Genomic DNA, 18763 nt, shown 5'->3' with positions numbered 1-18763 from the left:
TTTTTAATCCAACACTACTTTATAGGTAGGGTCTTCCATTACATTTACATCGATAATTTGTTCTGCATTTTTAAGTAAATCAATACAATCCTTACTTAAGTGTTTGATGTGAATTTTTTTACCAACCTTATGGTAGCGTTCAGTTAATTTATTCAATGCTTCAATAGCCGACATATCCACTACTCTACTTTCGGCAAAATCAATTATCACTTCTTTGGGGTCGTTTAGTACATCAAACTTTTCGTTAAATGCTGTTACCGATCCAAAAAATAAGGGTCCATAAATTTCATAATGTTTCACCCCATTTTCATCGGTATGTTTTCTTGCTCTAATTCGTTTTGCATTGTCCCAGGCAAAAACTAATGCAGCAATAACAACCCCTATTAATACAGCTAAAGCTAAATTATGTAATACCGCTGTAACCAAGGTTACCAAAACCATTACAAAAATATCAGACTTAGGCATCTTCGTAAATGTTCTTAAACTAGCCCACTCAAAAGTTCCTATCGATACCATAATCATTAACCCAGTTAAGGCTGCCATAGGTAATTTCTCTATTAAACCAGAACCAAACATGATAAAAACCAACAACATTACAGATGCTACAATTCCTGATAATCGAGCTCTAGCTCCAGATGAAATATTGATTAAACTTTGACCAATCATGGCACAACCACCCATTCCTGAAAAAACTCCAGATAATATATTTGCAGCACCTTGTGCAACTGCCTCTTTATTACCTCTACCTCTTGTTTCAGTTATCTCATCAATAATATTTAAGGTTAATAAACTCTCAATTAAACCTACCCCTGCAATAATGGCTGCATAAGGAAAAATAATGGTTAAAGTTTCTAAATTTAAGGGAATTGAAGGCAAGTGAAAAGGAGGGAAACCACCTTTTATTGATGCCATATCGCCAACAGTTTTAGTATCAATACCTAACAAAGTTACAGCGCCAAAAACTACTAATATGGCTGTTAAAGATGCGGGTATAATTTTAGTCAATTTAGGTAAACCCCAAATAATTAACATCGTTACCAAAACCAAGCCTAATAAAATATATAAAGCCGAACCTGTTAACCAATTCCCTGATCCATCTTTAAATTGATCTAATTGCGACATAAAAATGATTATGGCTAAACCATTAACAAAACCAAAAATTACAGGATGAGGAACCAATCGCATTAACTTACCCAACTTTAACAATCCAGCCGAAACTTGTAAAACACCAGCTAAAACTACTGCCCCAAAAACATATTCTACACCATAAGTTTTTGCAAGGGTAACTAAAACAACTGCTACCGCACCAGTTGCCCCAGATATCATACCTGGTCGACCTCCAAAAATAGAAGTTATTAACCCCATAACAAAAGCAGCATACAAGCCTGTTAAAGGTGATAACCCTGCAATAAATGCAAAAGCTACAGCTTCAGGAATCAAAGCAAGTGCAACGGTTAACCCAGATAAAACTTCGGTACGATAATTTACTTTTTGTGATAAATCAAACAGATTAAAATATTTTTTCATTTAATGTTTTTAATGGTTTATCTTATTTCGATTTCCGAAACAGCATATTAAATCGTGGAGTTTTAGTAAATACTCCTTGATTGGTATTTTTAATATCTTCTATCGTAAAAAAAGCATTGGGTAAAAAAGTAGAAATTCTGTCCACCACCATAGGCACATTTTTACGTTTAATAATGGTAAACAACATTTTAACAGGTCCAACAGCTCCTTGTGCATCCACAACGGTTACACCATGATTATTGCTTTTTAAATCTGCAATCAATTCTTCGCAGTTTTGATTGGTAATAACACGAATAACTTGTAACCCTAGTGCTAATTTCTCTTCAATCAACAATCCAACATACGTACCTGCTGCAAAACCTCCTGCATAAGCTACATAACAAACCCAATTCGATAAGTTTTGCATCACTTGGGCTACTACAATAATCCATATCAACACTTCAATAAAACCAAGAAAGGGAACAATTTTACGATAACCTTTTGAGATAAATACATGACGTAAAGTACCTAAACTAACATCGGTTAACCGTGAAAAGAAAATAATAATGGGGAGAATTACCCAACTAAAATAATCAAACTCTTGTGGAGAAATGTTAAGTAACATGGTTAATTTACGATTTGTTAATTATCTTGATTCTTCAAATTCCTGTCAATCAAAGACACCTCCCAACCCCATTCAATACCAACTTCTACCCTCTGTCTTCTGTCTTCCAACTTCCTGCTTCTAACTCCCTTTTTAAACGTTAAATCTAAAATGCATTACATCTCCATCCTCAACCACATACTCTTTACCTTCAACACCCAATTTACCAGCATCTTTAACCGCCGATTCAGAGCCAAACGTAATAAAATCGTTGTATTTGATAACTTCTGCACGAATAAAACCTTTTTCAAAATCGGTATGGATTACTCCAGCAGCTTGTGGAGCAGTCATGCCTTTTTTTATGGTCCAAGCTCTAACTTCTTTTACTCCTGCGGTAAAATACGTTTGTAAGTTTAATAATTTGTATGCAGCACGAATCAATTTATTAACACCTGCTTCTTCTAATCCTAAATCTTGTAAAAATTCTTGACGCTCTTCGTAAGTTTCTAATTCAGCAATATCTGCTTCTATTTGAGCTCCAATTACCAATACTTCTGCACCTTCGTCTTTTACACCGTTTTTTACAGCTTCAACGTGTGCATTTCCTGTTTTTACAGAATTTTCGTCTACATTACATAAATAAAGCACTGGCTTTGCAGTAATCAATTGAAGAGGACGAATAAATTCTTTTTCATCTTCAGAAAATTCCAACGTACGAACAGATTTACCTTGCTCCAAGGTTTTTAATACACGTTGATACAATTCACCTTCTTTAGCTACACTTTTATCACCAGTTTGAACCTTACGTTTAATGGTATCGTATTTCTTTTCTACCGTTTCAAAATCTTTTAATTGCAATTCAATATCAATAATTTCTTTATCTCTTATTGGGTTTACTGAACCATCAACATGCACCACATTATCATCATCAAAACATCTCAACACATGTATAATCGCATCAGTTTCTCTAATGTTAGCTAAAAATTTATTCCCTAAACCTTCCCCTTTACTCGCTCCTTTAACTAAACCAGCAATATCAACTATTTCAATGGTAGTTGGCAAAACTCTTTCTGGTTTAACTAAACTTTCTAATTTTTCTAAACGCTCATCAGGCACAGTAATTACACCAACATTGGGTTCAATAGTACAAAACGGAAAATTTGCCGATTGTGCTTTAGCATTCGACAAACAGTTAAACAACGTAGATTTTCCAACATTTGGCAAACCCACTATACCACATTTTAAAGCCATACAAATTTTATTTTTTAAGGCTGCAAATATAGTTTAAAAGCTCCTTATAATTGAGATAAAATATTCGTTAAACATCATTAATTCAAAATTTGAACAACATAGTTTCATTAATTTTGTCTGAAACTTATCAAAACCAATGGCAAACGAAAGCAAAGCTCAACTCATTATTTACAACATCATTAACCCTTTGATAAACCTTTTAATTAAACTAAAAATTACTCCAAACATTATTACTTCAATTGGTTTTGGTTTAAATATTTTAGCAGCCATTATTTTTATTTTAGGTGCAGAAAATGCACAACGAAACGAATTAGCCTATGTAGGTTGGGGAGGTTTTACCATATTAATTGCGGGGTTGTTTGATATGATTGATGGTCGTTTAGCACGTTTAGGGAACATGTCGTCGAAGTTTGGCGCGTTTTATGATTCAGTGATTGACCGATACAGTGAATTGGTAATGTTTTTAGGTATTTGTTATTACTTAATTGCTCACCACTTTTTTTTAAGTTCCTTGTTTGGTTTTATTGCGTTAATAGGCTCTATGATGGTGAGTTATACCAGAGCCAGAGCTGAAGGAATTGGAATTGAATGTAGTGTTGGGACTATGCAACGACCTGCAAGAGTAGTAACCATTGGTGCTGGTGCCATGTTTTGCGGAATTGTGCACTTTTTTATTGGGGATGTGTGTTTTAAACTAAGTGGCACTCCAATCGTTTTGTTTGAAACCATTTCTATTTTTACCGTTCCTTTAACTGTTGTTGCTGTGTTTTCAAACATTACAGCTATAAAACGATTAAATCATGTTAAACATGAATTAAATAAACTGAATGATTAAATTTTTAACCATAACCACCATTACCTTAACATTACTGTTTGGATTTACCAATAGTCCAACAATAAAATCAATTGCTTCAAAAGTAGTGGGCGAAGACTCTGTGTTTATAGGCTACCCCGTACCTACCGATGAAAACATGTTGTTTTATGTACAAAAAAGTTTCAACCAAAATACGGTAGTTTATACGTTGAACATTGATGAAGATGGCACCATTAACCACTCCAACCCAGTAAATGTTTTTTGGAGAAGATACCAAGAAGACGGTCGAAAACGAGATTTGACTCAAATTGAAAAAACATTTGGCTATGGCGTAAAATCGAAAGCATTAAAAGACCGACCAAATACTTATATTTTTTCTATTGCCGCTATTAAAGACATGCAATTTATTGTAACACAAATAAACAATAAGCCACAAACCATTACTACAATAAACGGAAAAACAGCTTTTATAGACCGTGTTTACATTAAAGCCGAACACATTAAATTGTTGCCCAAAGTGTTTTATGTAGAAGTTTTTGGTACCGATGTTAAAACCAAAAAGCCGCTTTACCATAGAATAATACCATAACTATTTATTACATTTGGTAAACATCGTGCGAATAAACGTAATGGTACGGTTATTCAGATGTTGGCATTCATTAAGACAGACCAAATGAAATTAGAAAATAATTGGAAAAATAAATCTTTGGAAAATCTCGAAAAAGATGTTTGGAGTGAACCTGAATATTCAAGTCATTTAGTAACTACATGCCATAAATTAAGAAAAAAGCAACTAAAGGATTTTGATATTGAAGAATTAAGGATAATGATTGGACAGAATATTGGATTAAATTATCTAATTCCACTTGCATTAGATGAACTAAAACAAAACTTATTGGCTGAGGGAGATTTTTATGAAGGAGATTTACTACAAAGTGTTTTAATGAGTGAAACTGACTATTGGAAAACGGAAAAGGAAAATTGGTCTATAGTAGTCAATCTATTTAACGAAAAAAGAAAGGAATTAGAATATAACCATAAAGAGTTATTTGAGTCTTTTAAAGATTTTGAAAAAATAAATGGCTAAAATAAAGCATGACATATGGACTAACCCTGAAGATTTACCAATGTTGTGTTTTTCAGGTGAATTAGGTGCTGAATCAAGAACTTTACTCGAGCCAAACTCTAAAATTGTTCATTCCTTTTATGCAGAATCTCATTTTGAAGCAATGACTATTTATTATGAGTATATGGATTGGGGTGTTTACGAAACTGAATTCGAAGTTGATAAAGAACCATATAATTTAGAAGAAATAAAAAAACGAAATACCAACAATGGCTATACGTAATGCGGGTTTTCTACTAAACTAAAGGTCAGTGCATTTAATAAAGTCCGCCAATAATTTAATTTGGTATTTAACGTGAAAAAATTAAAAACAAAATATAAACTCTTGGCTACGTGCAAATTTGAAATTTCCGCTTTTCAAACCCTGCACTATGCATAGCCTAGCGTTAAGTAAAATTAAAATACAATGAAAAGTTGGATTCTTTCTACCATATTACTTTTGCTATCAATAGCTTCAATTGCTCATACTGACACTCCTATCAAACTAAGTGAAGAGGGGAAATTAATAGGGCTTCCTGAAAAATATTCTGTCGCAAAATTTGACCGTTCAACATTTACTTTAACTATAAATCATAAACAAATTACTGTTCCTGAATGTGTAAAAGAGTTTTTCAAAGACTATAAAGACTATAAAATAGAGTTCTCTGCTTCATGGTATCATGCCCCTGAATTAATGCCACACTACATCCATATGGATATAGTAACAGCTGAAAATCCAATCGGATGCCAAATATTTTTCAACCTTGAAACATTGGAGATTTTTCAAATCGCAAAGCCTGTGATGAAACCTAAAAGGAATAAACCAATTCAGTACTTATTCAACGAACAAGAAATTTCTGCAGAATGTAGAAAATTAATACAAGATTCAATAATTGATAAATAAAACTTTACCTAACATCATTTATAAAAACATGCGGTTGCTAGCTGTTGTGGTTACTTAAAACTTTTGCAGTTTTTGCCATAATTTTTGTCTGTGCTTTTTATTCACCCAGCTTAATCCTCACTCAAGAGAGGGACTTCTCCCCTTGAGGGGAGACCGAGAGGGGTAATTTCTCACAAAATTATTACTTTTAAGCATTAAACAAACTAAAGACACGTTACATAACAACAATGAATACTTCTTCCCCATCTTTTTCTAATTAGATAACAAAAATGAAAAATTCGTTTATAATCATATTTTTATTGAGTTTCATCTCATTTTCTTGCCAAAACCAAGTAAATCCTCAACATGCTAAAACAGAAAAAATGAATATTCAGTTAAATGTTGAACACCCCAATAAAAAACAAATGGAATGGTTTCTCAATAATTATGAAGAAGAATTTGTAACACATCAAGAGCATAACGACAGCTTAATGGGCGAACATCTTATTCAAGAAAAATATTATTTTCAAACAAAATCGTCGAATATATTGTTAACCTTAATTTTTTGCAACAACCAACAAGATGCATTAACTATAGGAGTCAAAAATTACCACAACCAAAAGTATGGAGTAAATGGAGCCGTATTGTTTGTGATTGATGGAAAAGATAATTTGAAAGTTGATAGTATGTTGTCATGGTTTTCGGGTGAAGAATAATACACGTTAAAACATCGGCTAAGAATTTATGCTACTTTTTACAAATACAACGATTTTAATTTCGTACCAATTTTGTAATTTTCGTTTTTCATAACACTTTATAAGTGTTTATGTTAACAAAATTTAACACCCCTTAGCTATTCAAAATAGGTTTTCAAACAATAAGTCAATATATTGTTCGTAATTTGCTAAACCAAAAATTAAGTACGCTTTAACAATGCCCAATACAAAAACATACTACCTAAAAAACATGTTGGGCAAAAGTTGTATAAGGTTAATAGAGCTTAATTTTTCGTTGATAAAACCAGTTTCAATACAGCACGTTAAAATTGGAGAAGTGTGTTTATCGTACAACGAAAACGAAATTTCAGAGAAAAAAATAATTGATCAATTCAAATCGCTTGGTTTTGAGTTGTTGCAAAATGCCGACTGTATTTTAGTAGAAAAAATTAAACAAGCGGCTGTAGAACTTATTTTTTACAGCTACAACTCCAACTCCTTAATTCGTAATTCCGATTATATTAGTCAAAAGCTGCAATTGCCCTACGATAAACTGAGTAAAATATTTAAAAAACAAACCAAAACCACCTTAGAAAAATACATCATCTTATTAAAAATTGAAAAAGCCAAAGAAATGCTATCTCACGGCGAATTTAGTGTTAGTGAAATATCGTTTATGTTGGGTTATAGCAGCGTACATTATTTAAGTAATCAATTTAAAAAAACTACAGGTATTACCATATCAAAATTTAAAGAAAACCCTAATAAATATAGAGTTTCATTAGAAAATTTATTAATCTAAATTTTATACAAATTAATCAAAATTGTGTAATACGAAGGCTAAAAAGTGCATATAAATTTGTATCATCTCAAAAACTAACAAGTTATGAAATTAAAAAAAGACATTGCCATTAGCGACTCTGGGTTCTTATTCAACCCGTCGTCTGGCGACAGTTATTCGCTTAACCCAATTGGTGTTGAAATTTTAAAACTTATACAAGACAAATTGTCGGACGACGAAATCGTAGAAAAATTGTTAAACGATTTTGCTATCGACAAAGATACTGTAGAAAAAGACTTGTATGATTTTAAAATGATGCTAACCAGTTACAAACTAATTAACTAAAAACACATGAAAAAAGTTGAAACAAAACCAACTTTTACCGTTGCTGTTACTGGATTAAACGCCATTGATAGTCCTGGACCAGGTGTACCTGTTATTAGAGCTTTGCGCGAGGCAAAAAGCTTTAATGTTCGTATTATTGGTTTAAGTTACGAAACCTTAGAACCGGGTATTTACATGAGCGATTTGGTCGACAAGGTTTACCAAGTCCCTTTTCCATCGGCTGGAACAGAAGTGATGTTTGATCGATTTCAGTACATCAACAATATTGAAAACATTGATTTTTTGTTTCCAAACTTCGATGCCGAATTGTTCAATTTCATTAAACTCGAAAAACGGTTAAATGATGAGTTAGGTATTCGTATGTCGATACCTACCATGGAACAATTTGAAGCTCGAAACAAAGTAAATCTTTACGAATACGGTAAAAAACACGGTATAACGGTTCCTTTTGCTAAAATGCTATACAACCCTAACGAATTACCTGGGTTAGTATCCGAATTTGGTTTTCCGTTGGTAATTAAAGGTAAATTTTACGATGCAAAAATTGCTTACACCACCGATCAAGCCATACAGCATTTTAATAAAATTAGTGCTCAATGGGGTTTGCCTGTGCTTATCCAAGAATTTGTTCACGGTACCGAAGTAAACATTTGTGGCGTTGGCGACGGAAACGGTAAATTGGTTGGAGCAGTTCCAATGCGTAAACTTTATATTACTGATAAAGGTAAAGCTTGGGCTGGAGTTACTATTTCTGATAGTAAATTAATGAGTCTTACAAAAAAACTCATTAAAGAAACCAAATGGAATGGTCCGTTTGAGTTGGAAGTAATGAAAACTACCGATGATGAATATTACTTAATTGAAATCAATCCTCGTTTTCCAGCATGGTGTTACTTACCAGTTGGAGCAGGACAAAATCAGGTAGAAAGTGTTGTAAACATGGCTCTTAAGCAACACTATAAAACCTATACAAAATTTGAAGTTGGTAAACTGTTCATCAGGTATTCGTACGACTTAATTGTTGACATGAAAGACTTTGAACAAATTTCAACCCACGGTGAACTTTAAAAAATTGAAAAGATGAAAAAAGAAACTAAAAAAACATACGAAAGACCCCTAATAAAACCTTTAAATGCAGGTTTGATGAACAAATTTGGAAAAAGAACCGAATGGTCATCATTTGCTCAAATTGATGGTGTACCCATTTTAGATTTAATAAAAGAATATGGCTCGCCACTGTTTGTTTATTCTGAGAAAAAAATTAGAGAAAACTACAAGGCTGCAAAACGCACTTTTGAAACTCGCTACCCTAAAGTTCAGTTTGCTTGGTCGTACAAAACCTGTTATTTAAATGCCATTTGCGATATTTATCACCAAGAAGGCTCTTGGGCAGAAGTGGTGTCTATTTTTGAATATCAAAAAGCCTTATTAAATGGAGTTCCGGGCGACAAAATTATTTTTAATGGTCCTGATAAAACTGACGAAGATTTAGCTTTATCCATTAAAAACAATTCGCCAATACACATCGACCATTTAGATGAATTGTATCGGTTAAATGAATACGCAAAAGATTTACCTAAAAAACCTAGAGTTGCTATTCGAGTAAACATGGATACGGGCATTTACCCCATGTGGGATAGGTTTGGTTTTAATTACGAAAACGGACAAGCTTGGGATGCCATTAACAAAATTATGGCTACCGATAGATTAGAATTAGTGGGTTTACACACTCACATTGGTACATTTATGCTAACGCCATCAGCTTATGCTGTTGCAGCAAGTAAAATGGCTGATTTGGCGATAAACATCAAAACCAAATACAAAAAAGTTATCACTTACATTGATATGGGGGGTGGTTTTGCTTCTAAAAACACCTTAAAAGGCTCTTACTACATGGGTAGCGATACTGTTCCAGATATTGCTGAATATGCCGAAGCTATTACCTCTTCGTTGTTAGGTGCTGGCTTTGATAAAGGTGATTTACCATACTTATACCTAGAAACTGGAAGAGCATTAATTGATGATGCTGGATATTTGGTAGGAAGTGTAATTGCCAACAAACGCCTATCTGACGGAAGAAGAGCAACCATCTTAGATTTTGGTGTAAATGTATTGTTTACCTCATTCTGGTACGACCACAAAATAACTCCAGTAGAAGAATTGGGTTATCATACAGAAGATACCACACTTTACGGTCCTATGTGTATGAATATTGATGTGGTTAGAGATAGTATTTCCATGCCACCATTAAAACCCGGCAATCATGTGGTAGCTCATTATGTTGGTGCTTACAATGTAACACAATCCATGCAGTTTATTTCATTACGACCAGCCATTGTGTTAATTGATACTGAAGGAAAATCTCATTTAATTAAATCAAGAGAAACCGTTGAATCGGTTCAGAAAGACGAAAAAGTTCCTGCGCATTTAACCAAATTTTCACTTTAATTGTTGAATGAACTTTTTAACCATTAAATATTACACCAAACTTATTCTAGAGGGAATCTTAAACAGTTTTTCTCAAGTATATTTTAGTAATAGTAAACTGTTAGCAGCAATATTACTATTGGTTTCTTTCTTCGATTTAGGAGCAGGTATTGCAGCCATTTTATCTATTTTAACTTGTCAGTTAACTGCTTTACTTTTCAATTTCGACCATAAAAACATTCGTGAAGGTACTTACACCTATAACTCAGCCATGGTTGGTGTTGCCATCGGTATTTTTTATCAATTTAACTTCTCATTAATTATTCTGTTAGTATTGACTGCAATTCTTACGTTCTTTTTAACAGTGTGGTTTATGAACCATTTAGCCACAAAAGGATTGCCGTTTTTAAGTATACCTTTTCTTCTAGTAACATGGCTAATTATTCTTGGTGGTAAAAATTTCTCGGCATTAGAATTACACGAAAAAACAGTCTTATCGCTCGAAACGTATTTCCCAGTTTTATTTACAAGTGTTACCGATTTTGTGGGGCATTTACCTTTTGCCGACATACTCTATCTTTACTTCAGATCATTAGGGGCTATTTTGTTTCAGTACAACGATTTAGCTGGAATTATAATTGCTATTGGAATATTAATTCATTCACGAATTTCTTTTGTATTGTCCATTTTTGGATTTGCACTTGGCTTTATGTTTTACCGATTAATGGAAGCCGATTTTTCACAACTCATCTACTCTTACATTGGCTTTAATTTTATACTTACCGCCATTGCCTTAGGTGGTTTTTTTATCGTAGCTTCCAAACGCTCTTTTTTACTTTTAATCTTTAGTATCCCATTAATAGCCCTAATCATTAGTGGAATACATGGTATATTTCAATTTTTTGGACTCCCACTCTATTCTTTACCTTTCAACATCGTTGTAATAATGATATTGTACGCACTAAACCAACGAGCTTTTACATCAAAACTATATCGGGTATATCTTCAACATTTTTCACCCGAAAAAAATCATTACAAGCATTTTAACAGTGTAGATCGATTTAGTAGCCAAACTTACCTTAACATCTCCTTACCTATCATTGGTTTTTGGAGGGTTTCACAAGGAAACAATGGAAACATTACTCATAAAGACGATTACAGGTACGCTTTAGATTTTGATGTAACCAACGAAGAAGGAAAAACATTTAAAGATGAAGGGCATGATTTAAAAGACTACTACTGCTATAATTTACCTGTATTAGCACCAGCAGGTGGAATTGTTTCTACCATTGTTGATGGTATTGATGACAACCCTATTAGTGGAATGGATATTTCAAATAATTGGGGAAATACCATTATCATTAAACATACCGAATATTTATACTCCAAATTGAGCCATCTTAAAAAAGAAAGCATGTTGGTTAAACAAGGCGATCATGTGTATAAAGGGCAGGTAATTGCTTATTGCGGAAGCTCTGGTCGTTCGCCCGAGCCCCACTTGCATTTTCAAATGCAAACCACACCTTATGTCGGCTCTAAAACCATAAGCTACCCTATGGATTACTATTTGTCTGTTTTAAATGGAAAATACCAATTTCACAGCTTCGACATTCCAAAAGAAAACATGCAAATAAGCAATGTAAATACTACAAAACTTTTATCCGACACTTTTAATTTTATACCTGGACAACTTTTAACTTGGGAAGTTGAACAACACAATAAAAAAGAATTTGTGAAATGGGAAGTAATTGTAAACTCTGTCAATCAAGCATATTTCTATTGCCACAAAACCAATTCAACCGCCTATTTCGTTAATAACGGCACACTGTTTTACTTCACTGATTTTTATGGCGATAAAGACTCTTTACTACATCATTTTTACAAAGGAGCTCATAAAGTTTTATTAGGTTATTATCCTGATGTTCAATTGAATGATCAATTAATAATTACCGATTTATTTAATGGATTATTTAGTTTTATCCACGATTTTACTGCTCCTTTCTTTCATTATTTAAAAGTGAACTATCAATTTTCTTTTACCTCTGCTAACAATACTCATAACCCTACAGAAATTAACTTTAGCACAGAATGTTCAGGGCTGGTTTTAAATAAAAAAACCATTCAGCATTTGTACAAATTTTCTATCCTAGAGAACAATCAGTTATCCTTTAACTTCATCAGCACTAAAAAACAATTTAAAGCAAGCTTATGTGTAAATGGATAATTATTGTATTTATGCTGTTTGGATTTTCCACTAACGCTCAACATGTTAGTGATTTTAAAACCATTGATAGCTTGAGCTACTACTTATATTCCAACGCTAAATGGCAAGAGTTATCCGAAATAAATACTACCAAAGCTATTGATTATCATTACTTGAATTTACGAATTGGTATTGCCTTTTTTCAATTAAAAAAATATCATCGAGCAGAAAAATACTTGCTAAAAGCTTATCAACAAAATCAAAGCAGCAATGTTACTGCTTACTATTTATATTACACTTCAGTTGAAACTGGAAATCTATTTTTAACAGCTCAAACGCATAGTTCTGCTATTGGTGATTCCATTAAATTTACCAAGATAATTAGTGCGATAAACCTTGGTGGAGGTTCAAAATTATCTGCAAATAAAGAAATGGCTGGAAACATCAATTTCTTTAATGTAGGATTAGGACATTTACCCGCTAAAAAATTAGCGTTATTTCAAAATTTTACGTTGCAAAACCAACAAAACAACATTTGGGGAGATTTTACACAACTACAATATTACCTGGGTAGTTCAATAAAATTAAGCAATAAATGGAGTGTTGATTTTAGCACTCACCTACACCTATACAATGCCGATATCGATTTTAAATATGACACCTCAAAAACAGCATCTACCCCTCCTGCATTTCCTGGTGATTTTAAAACAGACTCCATTTATCGAAAAAATCATTTATTAAAAGGAGATTATAATCAACAAGGAGCATTCTTTTACTTAGGCGCAACCCATGTTTCTGGTCCGTTAAAAATATCTCCTTTTGCACAATTAAACTTAGAAAATCCTTCTTCGAGCATTTCAGAAACACAATGGACAGAAATAACCATTAGTAGAGTAAAACCTCAAACCCCTCCAATTGAGAATACACAACGTAAAGATTCTACAATTAAACTCATTGATTATCCAAACAACGAACAACAAATTATAATTGGGACTTCAATCCAATATACTCTGCCATTTGCACAGGAAAAATTCACTATTGGATCAGTTTTTTATCAACCACTAAAAGGTAGAGGCAAATTGATTTTTTCACCCTTTGCAAAGATTAAATTAAAAAAATCTTCATTATTTATTTCTTATTTAAAAAAGAACAATATCCCAATTACAGAATATTATGGTTCATTTTTACAAAATTCTTACGATAATATTCATCATCAAGTAAATGTCCGGTTTAGCAAACCTTTATCTTTAAATACATCGGTAAATTTATTTTACCAATTTGAAGATAAAACAGATGCGTTATCTTTGGTTAGGTTTAACTCAAACTTGCTTGCTATCTCAATATCTTTTAAACTTTAAAAACAATATACATTATGAACGTTTTAATTAAATCAATACTGTCAATTCTATTTGTAGTTACAGTTTCTTCAAGTTTTTCACAACGTACATTTAACGAAAAACTTACCGCTTTTTCTTCAAGTTATGAAAAAGAGTACACCTATGATTATGATAATGCAATACTATCTTTAGAGAAAGTTTATGTGGAAAATTCGTATGAAATGAATTTACGTTTAGGATGGTTATATTACTTAAAAACTGATTACACTAAATCCATTTCATTTTATAAAAAAGCACTGGCTCAAAATCCAAATTCTATTGAAATAAAATTAATGATTGTCAACCCTCTTTCTTATTTAGGAAACTGGGATGACATTGTAGCTATTTATGAAAGTATTCTAAAAAGTGATGATAAAAACTATACCGTTAATTATCGTTTAGCATTGATTTGGTACAACCGTAAAAAAAATAGTCAAGCGTTAACTTATATTAAAAAGATACAACCTTTATACCCTTTCGATTATGAGCTAAACCTCCTTTCAGGCAAAATAAACATTGCTTTAGGAAATATTACCGATGCAAAAATTTCATTGCAACAAGCTATTTTATACAATCCTACAGCAACTGAACCCGTTGAATTAATCAAAGGATTGTAATAAAACAATCTCATTTCATATAGTAAAATATACCCTTTTAATAAATGTAGGCACATATAAATTGGGTAATTTTGTACACGAAAAACTTAACTATTTAATATAAAATGACAAACAACATTAAAAGTGCAGAAGGAAGGCTTGGAATACTTTTACCTGGGCTTGGTGCAGTTGCAACTACCGTTATTGCAGGCGTCCATGCGGTAAACAAAGGAATTTCAAAACCCATAGGTTCAACTACCCAAATGGGAACCATACGCTTAGGAAAACGAACAGAAAACAGAACTCCATTGGTAAAAGATTTTATTCCATTAGCTGATTTAAAAAAAGTAGTTTTTGGTGGTTGGGATTTATTTGAAGAAAATGTTTACGAATCGGCAATACATGCTGGTGTAATAGATAAAACCACATTGGATTTATTAAAATCGGAATTGGAACAAATTAAACCAATGAAAGCTGTTTTTGATAAAAAATACGTTAAAAAATTAAACGGAACTTACATCAAGGAAGGCAAAACCAAAATGGAGTTGGCTAATGCTTTACGTCAAGACATTAAAGACTTTAAAGCCAAAAACAATTGCGATAGGTTAGCAATGGTTTGGTGTGGTTCTACCGAAATCTATTTAGAAGTTTCTGATGTTCACATGACCATCGAAAATTTTGAAAAAGGATTAGAAAACAATGATCCAAACATTGCTCCAAGTATGATTTATGCTTACGCAGCAATTAAAGAAGGTGTACCTTATGCAAATGGTGCTCCTAACCTTTCGGCTGACATCCCTGCTTTGGTAAATTTAGCTAAAGAAAGTGGTGTACCTATTTGTGGTAAAGATTTTAAAACTGGTCAAACGTTGATGAAAACGATTATTGCTCCAGGTTTAAAAACTCGTTCGTTAGGTATTGCTGGTTGGTTCTCTACAAATATTTTAGGTAACCGAGATGGCGAAGTATTAGACGACCCAGACAACTTTAAAACTAAAGAGGTTTCAAAATTAGGCGTTTTAGAAGAAATTCTAGAACCAGAAAAAAATCCTGATTTATACAAAGACCTGTACCATAAAGTACGTATCAACTACTACCCTCCTCATGGCGATAACAAAGAAGGTTGGGACAACATTGATATATTTGGTTGGATGGGATATCGTATGCAAATTAAAGTAGATTTCTTGTGTAGAGATTCTATTTTAGCTGCTCCATTGGTATTAGATTTGGCCATTTTCTTAGATTTGGCTTCACGTGCAGGAATGAGTGGTGTACAAGAATGGCTATCGTTCTACTTTAAATCGCCTCAAGAAAAAACAAAAGGTTTAAAACCTATACACGATATTTTTAAACAAGAAATGAAGTTAATGAACACTTTACGTTATTTACAAGGTGAAGAGTTGATTACTCATTTAGGTTTAGATTACGAAGATTAAATTTCTTTAACTTCGAAAAATACTCTTCGACAGGCTCAGAGTGACAAATAGTATGTCATGCTGAGCCTGTCGAAGCATTTTATTACTTTTACACCATGAATTTTATTCACAAAATCGTTACCACCTTTTTTGGCTCAGGCTACTCTCCTATTGCACCAGGAACAGTTGGAGCATTGTTTGGTTGTGGTGTAATCGTTTTATTCAACTATTTTGAAGTTGTTTTAAATAACCCATTCTTATTTATAACCATTATTTTAATTACCACTCTAATTGGTTTTTATTCTACCAACCAATTAACTTCCGAATGGGGAAAAGACCCATCGAAAGTGGTTATTGATGAAGTAATTGGTATGTGGATTTCCATGTTGTTAATTCCTTTTAGCTACATAAACTTATTAATGGCATTTGTTTTATTTAGACTCTTTGACATTTTCAAACCCTTAGGTATTCGAAAATTAGAGCAACTAAACGGTGGTTTAGGTGTTATGGCTGATGATGTTTTGGCGGGTATTTATGCTAACTTAGTTTTACAACTCATTATTTATCTTCTATGAATAAAGATTCATGGATGATATCGTTTTTAAAGTATCAGGTTGCCGCGATAGTAGCCACAGCTGTCGATTTTATCGTACTGATTGTACTTACAGAGGCATTTCATGTTTGGTATGTTTATTCTACAGCTTTGGGTGCTTTAGCTGGTGCTTTGGCAAATTTTAATTTATGCAGGTATTGGGCATTTACCAAATCAAAAAACAAATTTGTGAACCAAGTTTACAAATACATTTTAGTTTCGTCGGGTAGTTTAGTGCTAAATACTTTTTTGGTGTATATACTTACCGATTTTGGTCACATTAACTATACCACATCTAAAGTTTTAACCTCAATTATGGTAGCAGTATTTTACAATTATACCCTCCAAAAATATTTTGTTTTCAAAAAATAAACTCCACTGTTAAAAAAAGTGTTGAAAACAACAATGCAAGCCTCATAAAATCAGCATTTCAATTGATTAACATTACACTAACATAAATTGTACTGTTATGAAAAACCTAAAAAACCTATTTGTTGTTATCGTTGCTACCTGTTTAATTGCATGTGGAAATCAATCTAGTTCGGATAAAACCATCGGTAAAAAAATATTTCGTTACAACGAATCTGCTGGTATCACATCGTTAGACCCTGCATTTTCGAGAAACATCGAAAACATCTGGGCGTGTAATAATTTGTACAATGGCTTGGTTCAAATGGATGACGAACTGAAAATTGAAGCCTGTATTGCTAATGGTTGGGAAATTTCTGAAGATGGAAAAACTTATACTTTCTATTTAAAAAACAACGTTTATTTTCATGATCATGAATTATTTGAGAATGGAAAAGGTAGAAAAGTTGTTGCAAACGATTTTGTTTATAGTTTCAACCGTATTATTGATTCAAAAGTAGCATCGCCTGGTGCATGGGTATTTAACAACTTAGCATTTGACGAACAACACAAATATTCTCCGTTTGAAGCAATAAACGATACAACACTTAAAATCTATTTAAACCAACCTTTCCCTCCATTTTTAGGGATTTTAACCATGCAATATTGTTCTGTTGTTCCTCACGAAATTGTTGATTATTACAAAAACGATTATTCAAGCAACCCCGTTGGAACTGGTGCTTTTAAGTTTAAAATGTGGGACGAAGGAAATAAAATGGTTTTTGTAAAAAACGAAAACTATTTTGAGAAAGACAAAGAAGGAAATTCATTACCTTATCTTGATGCTGTAGCCATTACCTTTATTAAAGATGAAGAAATTGAATTTTTAAAATTCTTAAATGGTGAGTTAGATTTTGTTTCAGGCAGGGAAGGAAGTTATAAAGAAGAAATTTTTACTGCTGATGGCGAATTAAAAGCAAAATACACCGACAAAATTACTATGCTTACTAACCCATACTTAAATACTGAATACTTGGGTATTTTAGTAAACGACGAATTGGATATTGTAGCCAATAGTCCATTGAAAAAGAAATTGGTTCGACAAGCCATTAACTATGGTTTTAATCGCGAACAGATGATTTCTTATTTAAGAAAAAACATCGGAACACCAGCTCATTCTGGTTTTATCCCAAAAGGTTTACCATCGTACAACGAAGATGAAGTAAAAGGGTACACTTACAATCCCGAAAAAGCAAAAGAACTGTTGTATGCAGCAGGCTTTCCTAATGGAAAAAATTTACCTGAAATTACATTGTTTACTACCATGGGTTATGTTGATTTGTGTGAATTTATTCAACACCAACTGAATGAAATTGGTATAAAAGTAAAAGTAGAAATATTACAAGCTACCACTCATCGTGAATTGGTTGCACGTTCGAAACTTAACTTTTTTAGAAAATCGTGGATAGCCGATTACCCTGATGCTGAAAATTATTTAGCATTATTTTACAGTAAAAATTTTACCCCTCACGGACCAAATTATACCCAATTTAAAAACTATGAATTCGATAAATTGTACGAAAAAGCAATTGCAGAGGTAAACGATTCTATTCGTTACGACTACTATAGAGCCATGGATAGAATTTTAATTGAAGAAGCTCCTGTGGTTACTTTGTATTATGATGAAGTTGTGCGTTTAATTCAAGCAAATGTTGATGGTTTAGGAATAAACCCAATTAATTTACTTACGTTGAAAAATGTGAAGATAGATAAAAAATAGTCAACAGTATTCAGTTCACAG

The 18763-nt window shown here is 32.7% G+C and carries 20 protein-coding genes; 17 read left to right on the top strand and 3 right to left on the bottom strand.

The features are described 5' to 3' along the window. Window positions 1-3 precede the first annotated feature (3 nt). The 3 genes from H6589_04585 to ychF all read right to left on the bottom strand — a co-directional run bounded on the left by H6589_04585 (window position 4) and on the right by ychF (window position 3361). The gene (locus H6589_04585; GenBank protein ID MCB9173865.1) at window positions 4-1527 is read right to left on the bottom strand and encodes a SulP family inorganic anion transporter; all 1524 of its coding nucleotides are present in this window, start codon (window positions 1525-1527) and stop codon (window positions 4-6) included. Window positions 1528-1549: 22 nt separating this feature from the next. Beyond that, complete coding sequence (locus tag H6589_04580; protein MCB9173864.1) at window positions 1550-2131, bottom strand: DUF2179 domain-containing protein; 582 nt, start codon at window positions 2129-2131, stop codon at window positions 1550-1552. A gap of 132 nt (window positions 2132-2263) precedes the next feature. Continuing rightward, window positions 2264-3361 carry a redox-regulated ATPase YchF gene (gene ychF / locus H6589_04575; GenBank protein MCB9173863.1) on the bottom strand — a complete coding sequence of 366 codons (1098 nt, stop codon included), beginning with the start codon at window positions 3359-3361 and terminating at the stop codon, window positions 2264-2266. Between the two features lie 136 nt (window positions 3362-3497). On the opposite strand from ychF, the gene H6589_04570 reads away from it, so the two are divergent. The 17 genes from H6589_04570 (at window position 3498) to H6589_04490 (ending at window position 18742) form a co-directional block, all read left to right on the top strand. Further along, window positions 3498-4196: a CDP-alcohol phosphatidyltransferase family protein gene (locus H6589_04570; protein ID MCB9173862.1), complete on the top strand. Its 699-nt coding sequence runs from the start codon at window positions 3498-3500 to the stop codon at window positions 4194-4196. Continuing rightward, on the top strand, window positions 4189-4764 hold the full coding sequence (locus tag H6589_04565; protein MCB9173861.1) for a DUF4833 domain-containing protein: 576 nt from the start codon (window positions 4189-4191) through the stop codon (window positions 4762-4764). The genes H6589_04570 and H6589_04565 overlap by 8 nt, the downstream gene beginning before the upstream one ends. A gap of 84 nt (window positions 4765-4848) precedes the next feature. Further along, a complete protein-coding gene (locus H6589_04560; protein MCB9173860.1) occupies window positions 4849-5262 on the top strand; it encodes a hypothetical protein in 414 nt (137 codons plus the stop codon). 1 nt (window position 5263) lies between these two features. Next, the gene (locus H6589_04555) at window positions 5264-5524 is read left to right on the top strand and encodes a hypothetical protein (protein MCB9173859.1); all 261 of its coding nucleotides are present in this window, start codon (window positions 5264-5266) and stop codon (window positions 5522-5524) included. A 183-nt stretch (window positions 5525-5707) separates the two neighbouring features. Then, entirely contained in the window at window positions 5708-6184 is a 477-nt protein-coding gene (locus H6589_04550; protein ID MCB9173858.1) for a hypothetical protein, read from the top strand. A gap of 269 nt (window positions 6185-6453) precedes the next feature. Next, window positions 6454-6879 carry a hypothetical protein gene (locus H6589_04545; protein ID MCB9173857.1) on the top strand — a complete coding sequence of 142 codons (426 nt, stop codon included), beginning with the start codon at window positions 6454-6456 and terminating at the stop codon, window positions 6877-6879. 217 nt (window positions 6880-7096) lie between these two features. Beyond that, complete coding sequence (locus H6589_04540) at window positions 7097-7681, top strand: helix-turn-helix transcriptional regulator (GenBank protein MCB9173856.1); 585 nt, start codon at window positions 7097-7099, stop codon at window positions 7679-7681. 84 nt (window positions 7682-7765) lie between these two features. Next, window positions 7766-8005, top strand: coding sequence for a PqqD family protein (locus tag H6589_04535; protein ID MCB9173855.1), 240 nt, complete (start codon window positions 7766-7768; stop codon window positions 8003-8005). Window positions 8006-8011: 6 nt separating this feature from the next. Next, entirely contained in the window at window positions 8012-9073 is a 1062-nt protein-coding gene (locus H6589_04530) for an ATP-grasp domain-containing protein (protein ID MCB9173854.1), read from the top strand. 12 nt (window positions 9074-9085) lie between these two features. After that, window positions 9086-10453 (top strand): alanine racemase, encoded by a 1368-nt coding sequence (locus tag H6589_04525; protein ID MCB9173853.1) that lies wholly within the window; start codon window positions 9086-9088, stop codon window positions 10451-10453. A 7-nt stretch (window positions 10454-10460) separates the two neighbouring features. Continuing rightward, a complete protein-coding gene (locus H6589_04520; GenBank protein ID MCB9173852.1) occupies window positions 10461-12656 on the top strand; it encodes an urea transporter in 2196 nt (731 codons plus the stop codon). Next, window positions 12641-13993, top strand: coding sequence for a hypothetical protein (locus H6589_04515; protein ID MCB9173851.1), 1353 nt, complete (start codon window positions 12641-12643; stop codon window positions 13991-13993). The genes H6589_04520 and H6589_04515 overlap by 16 nt, the downstream gene beginning before the upstream one ends. Window positions 13994-14007: 14 nt before the next feature. After that, window positions 14008-14628, top strand: a complete 621-nt coding sequence (locus H6589_04510; GenBank protein ID MCB9173850.1) for a tetratricopeptide repeat protein — start codon at window positions 14008-14010, stop codon at window positions 14626-14628. Window positions 14629-14732: 104 nt separating this feature from the next. Continuing rightward, window positions 14733-16043 (top strand): inositol-3-phosphate synthase, encoded by a 1311-nt coding sequence (locus tag H6589_04505; GenBank protein MCB9173849.1) that lies wholly within the window; start codon window positions 14733-14735, stop codon window positions 16041-16043. Between the two features lie 95 nt (window positions 16044-16138). Beyond that, the gene (locus H6589_04500; GenBank protein ID MCB9173848.1) at window positions 16139-16597 is read left to right on the top strand and encodes a phosphatidylglycerophosphatase A; all 459 of its coding nucleotides are present in this window, start codon (window positions 16139-16141) and stop codon (window positions 16595-16597) included. Beyond that, window positions 16594-16986, top strand: coding sequence for a GtrA family protein (locus tag H6589_04495; GenBank protein ID MCB9173847.1), 393 nt, complete (start codon window positions 16594-16596; stop codon window positions 16984-16986). The genes H6589_04500 and H6589_04495 overlap by 4 nt, the downstream gene beginning before the upstream one ends. 97 nt (window positions 16987-17083) lie before the next feature. Continuing rightward, window positions 17084-18742 (top strand): ABC transporter substrate-binding protein, encoded by a 1659-nt coding sequence (locus tag H6589_04490; protein ID MCB9173846.1) that lies wholly within the window; start codon window positions 17084-17086, stop codon window positions 18740-18742. The last annotated feature ends 21 nt before the right edge of the window (window positions 18743-18763 follow it).

It is taken from the genome of Flavobacteriales bacterium, from assembly GCA_020635795.1.
Taxonomy (GTDB): domain Bacteria; phylum Bacteroidota; class Bacteroidia; order Flavobacteriales_E; family Vicingaceae; genus Vicingus.
The sequence above is the reverse complement of the archived record's forward strand: the minus strand, read 5'-3'. Positions and strand labels throughout refer to the sequence as shown.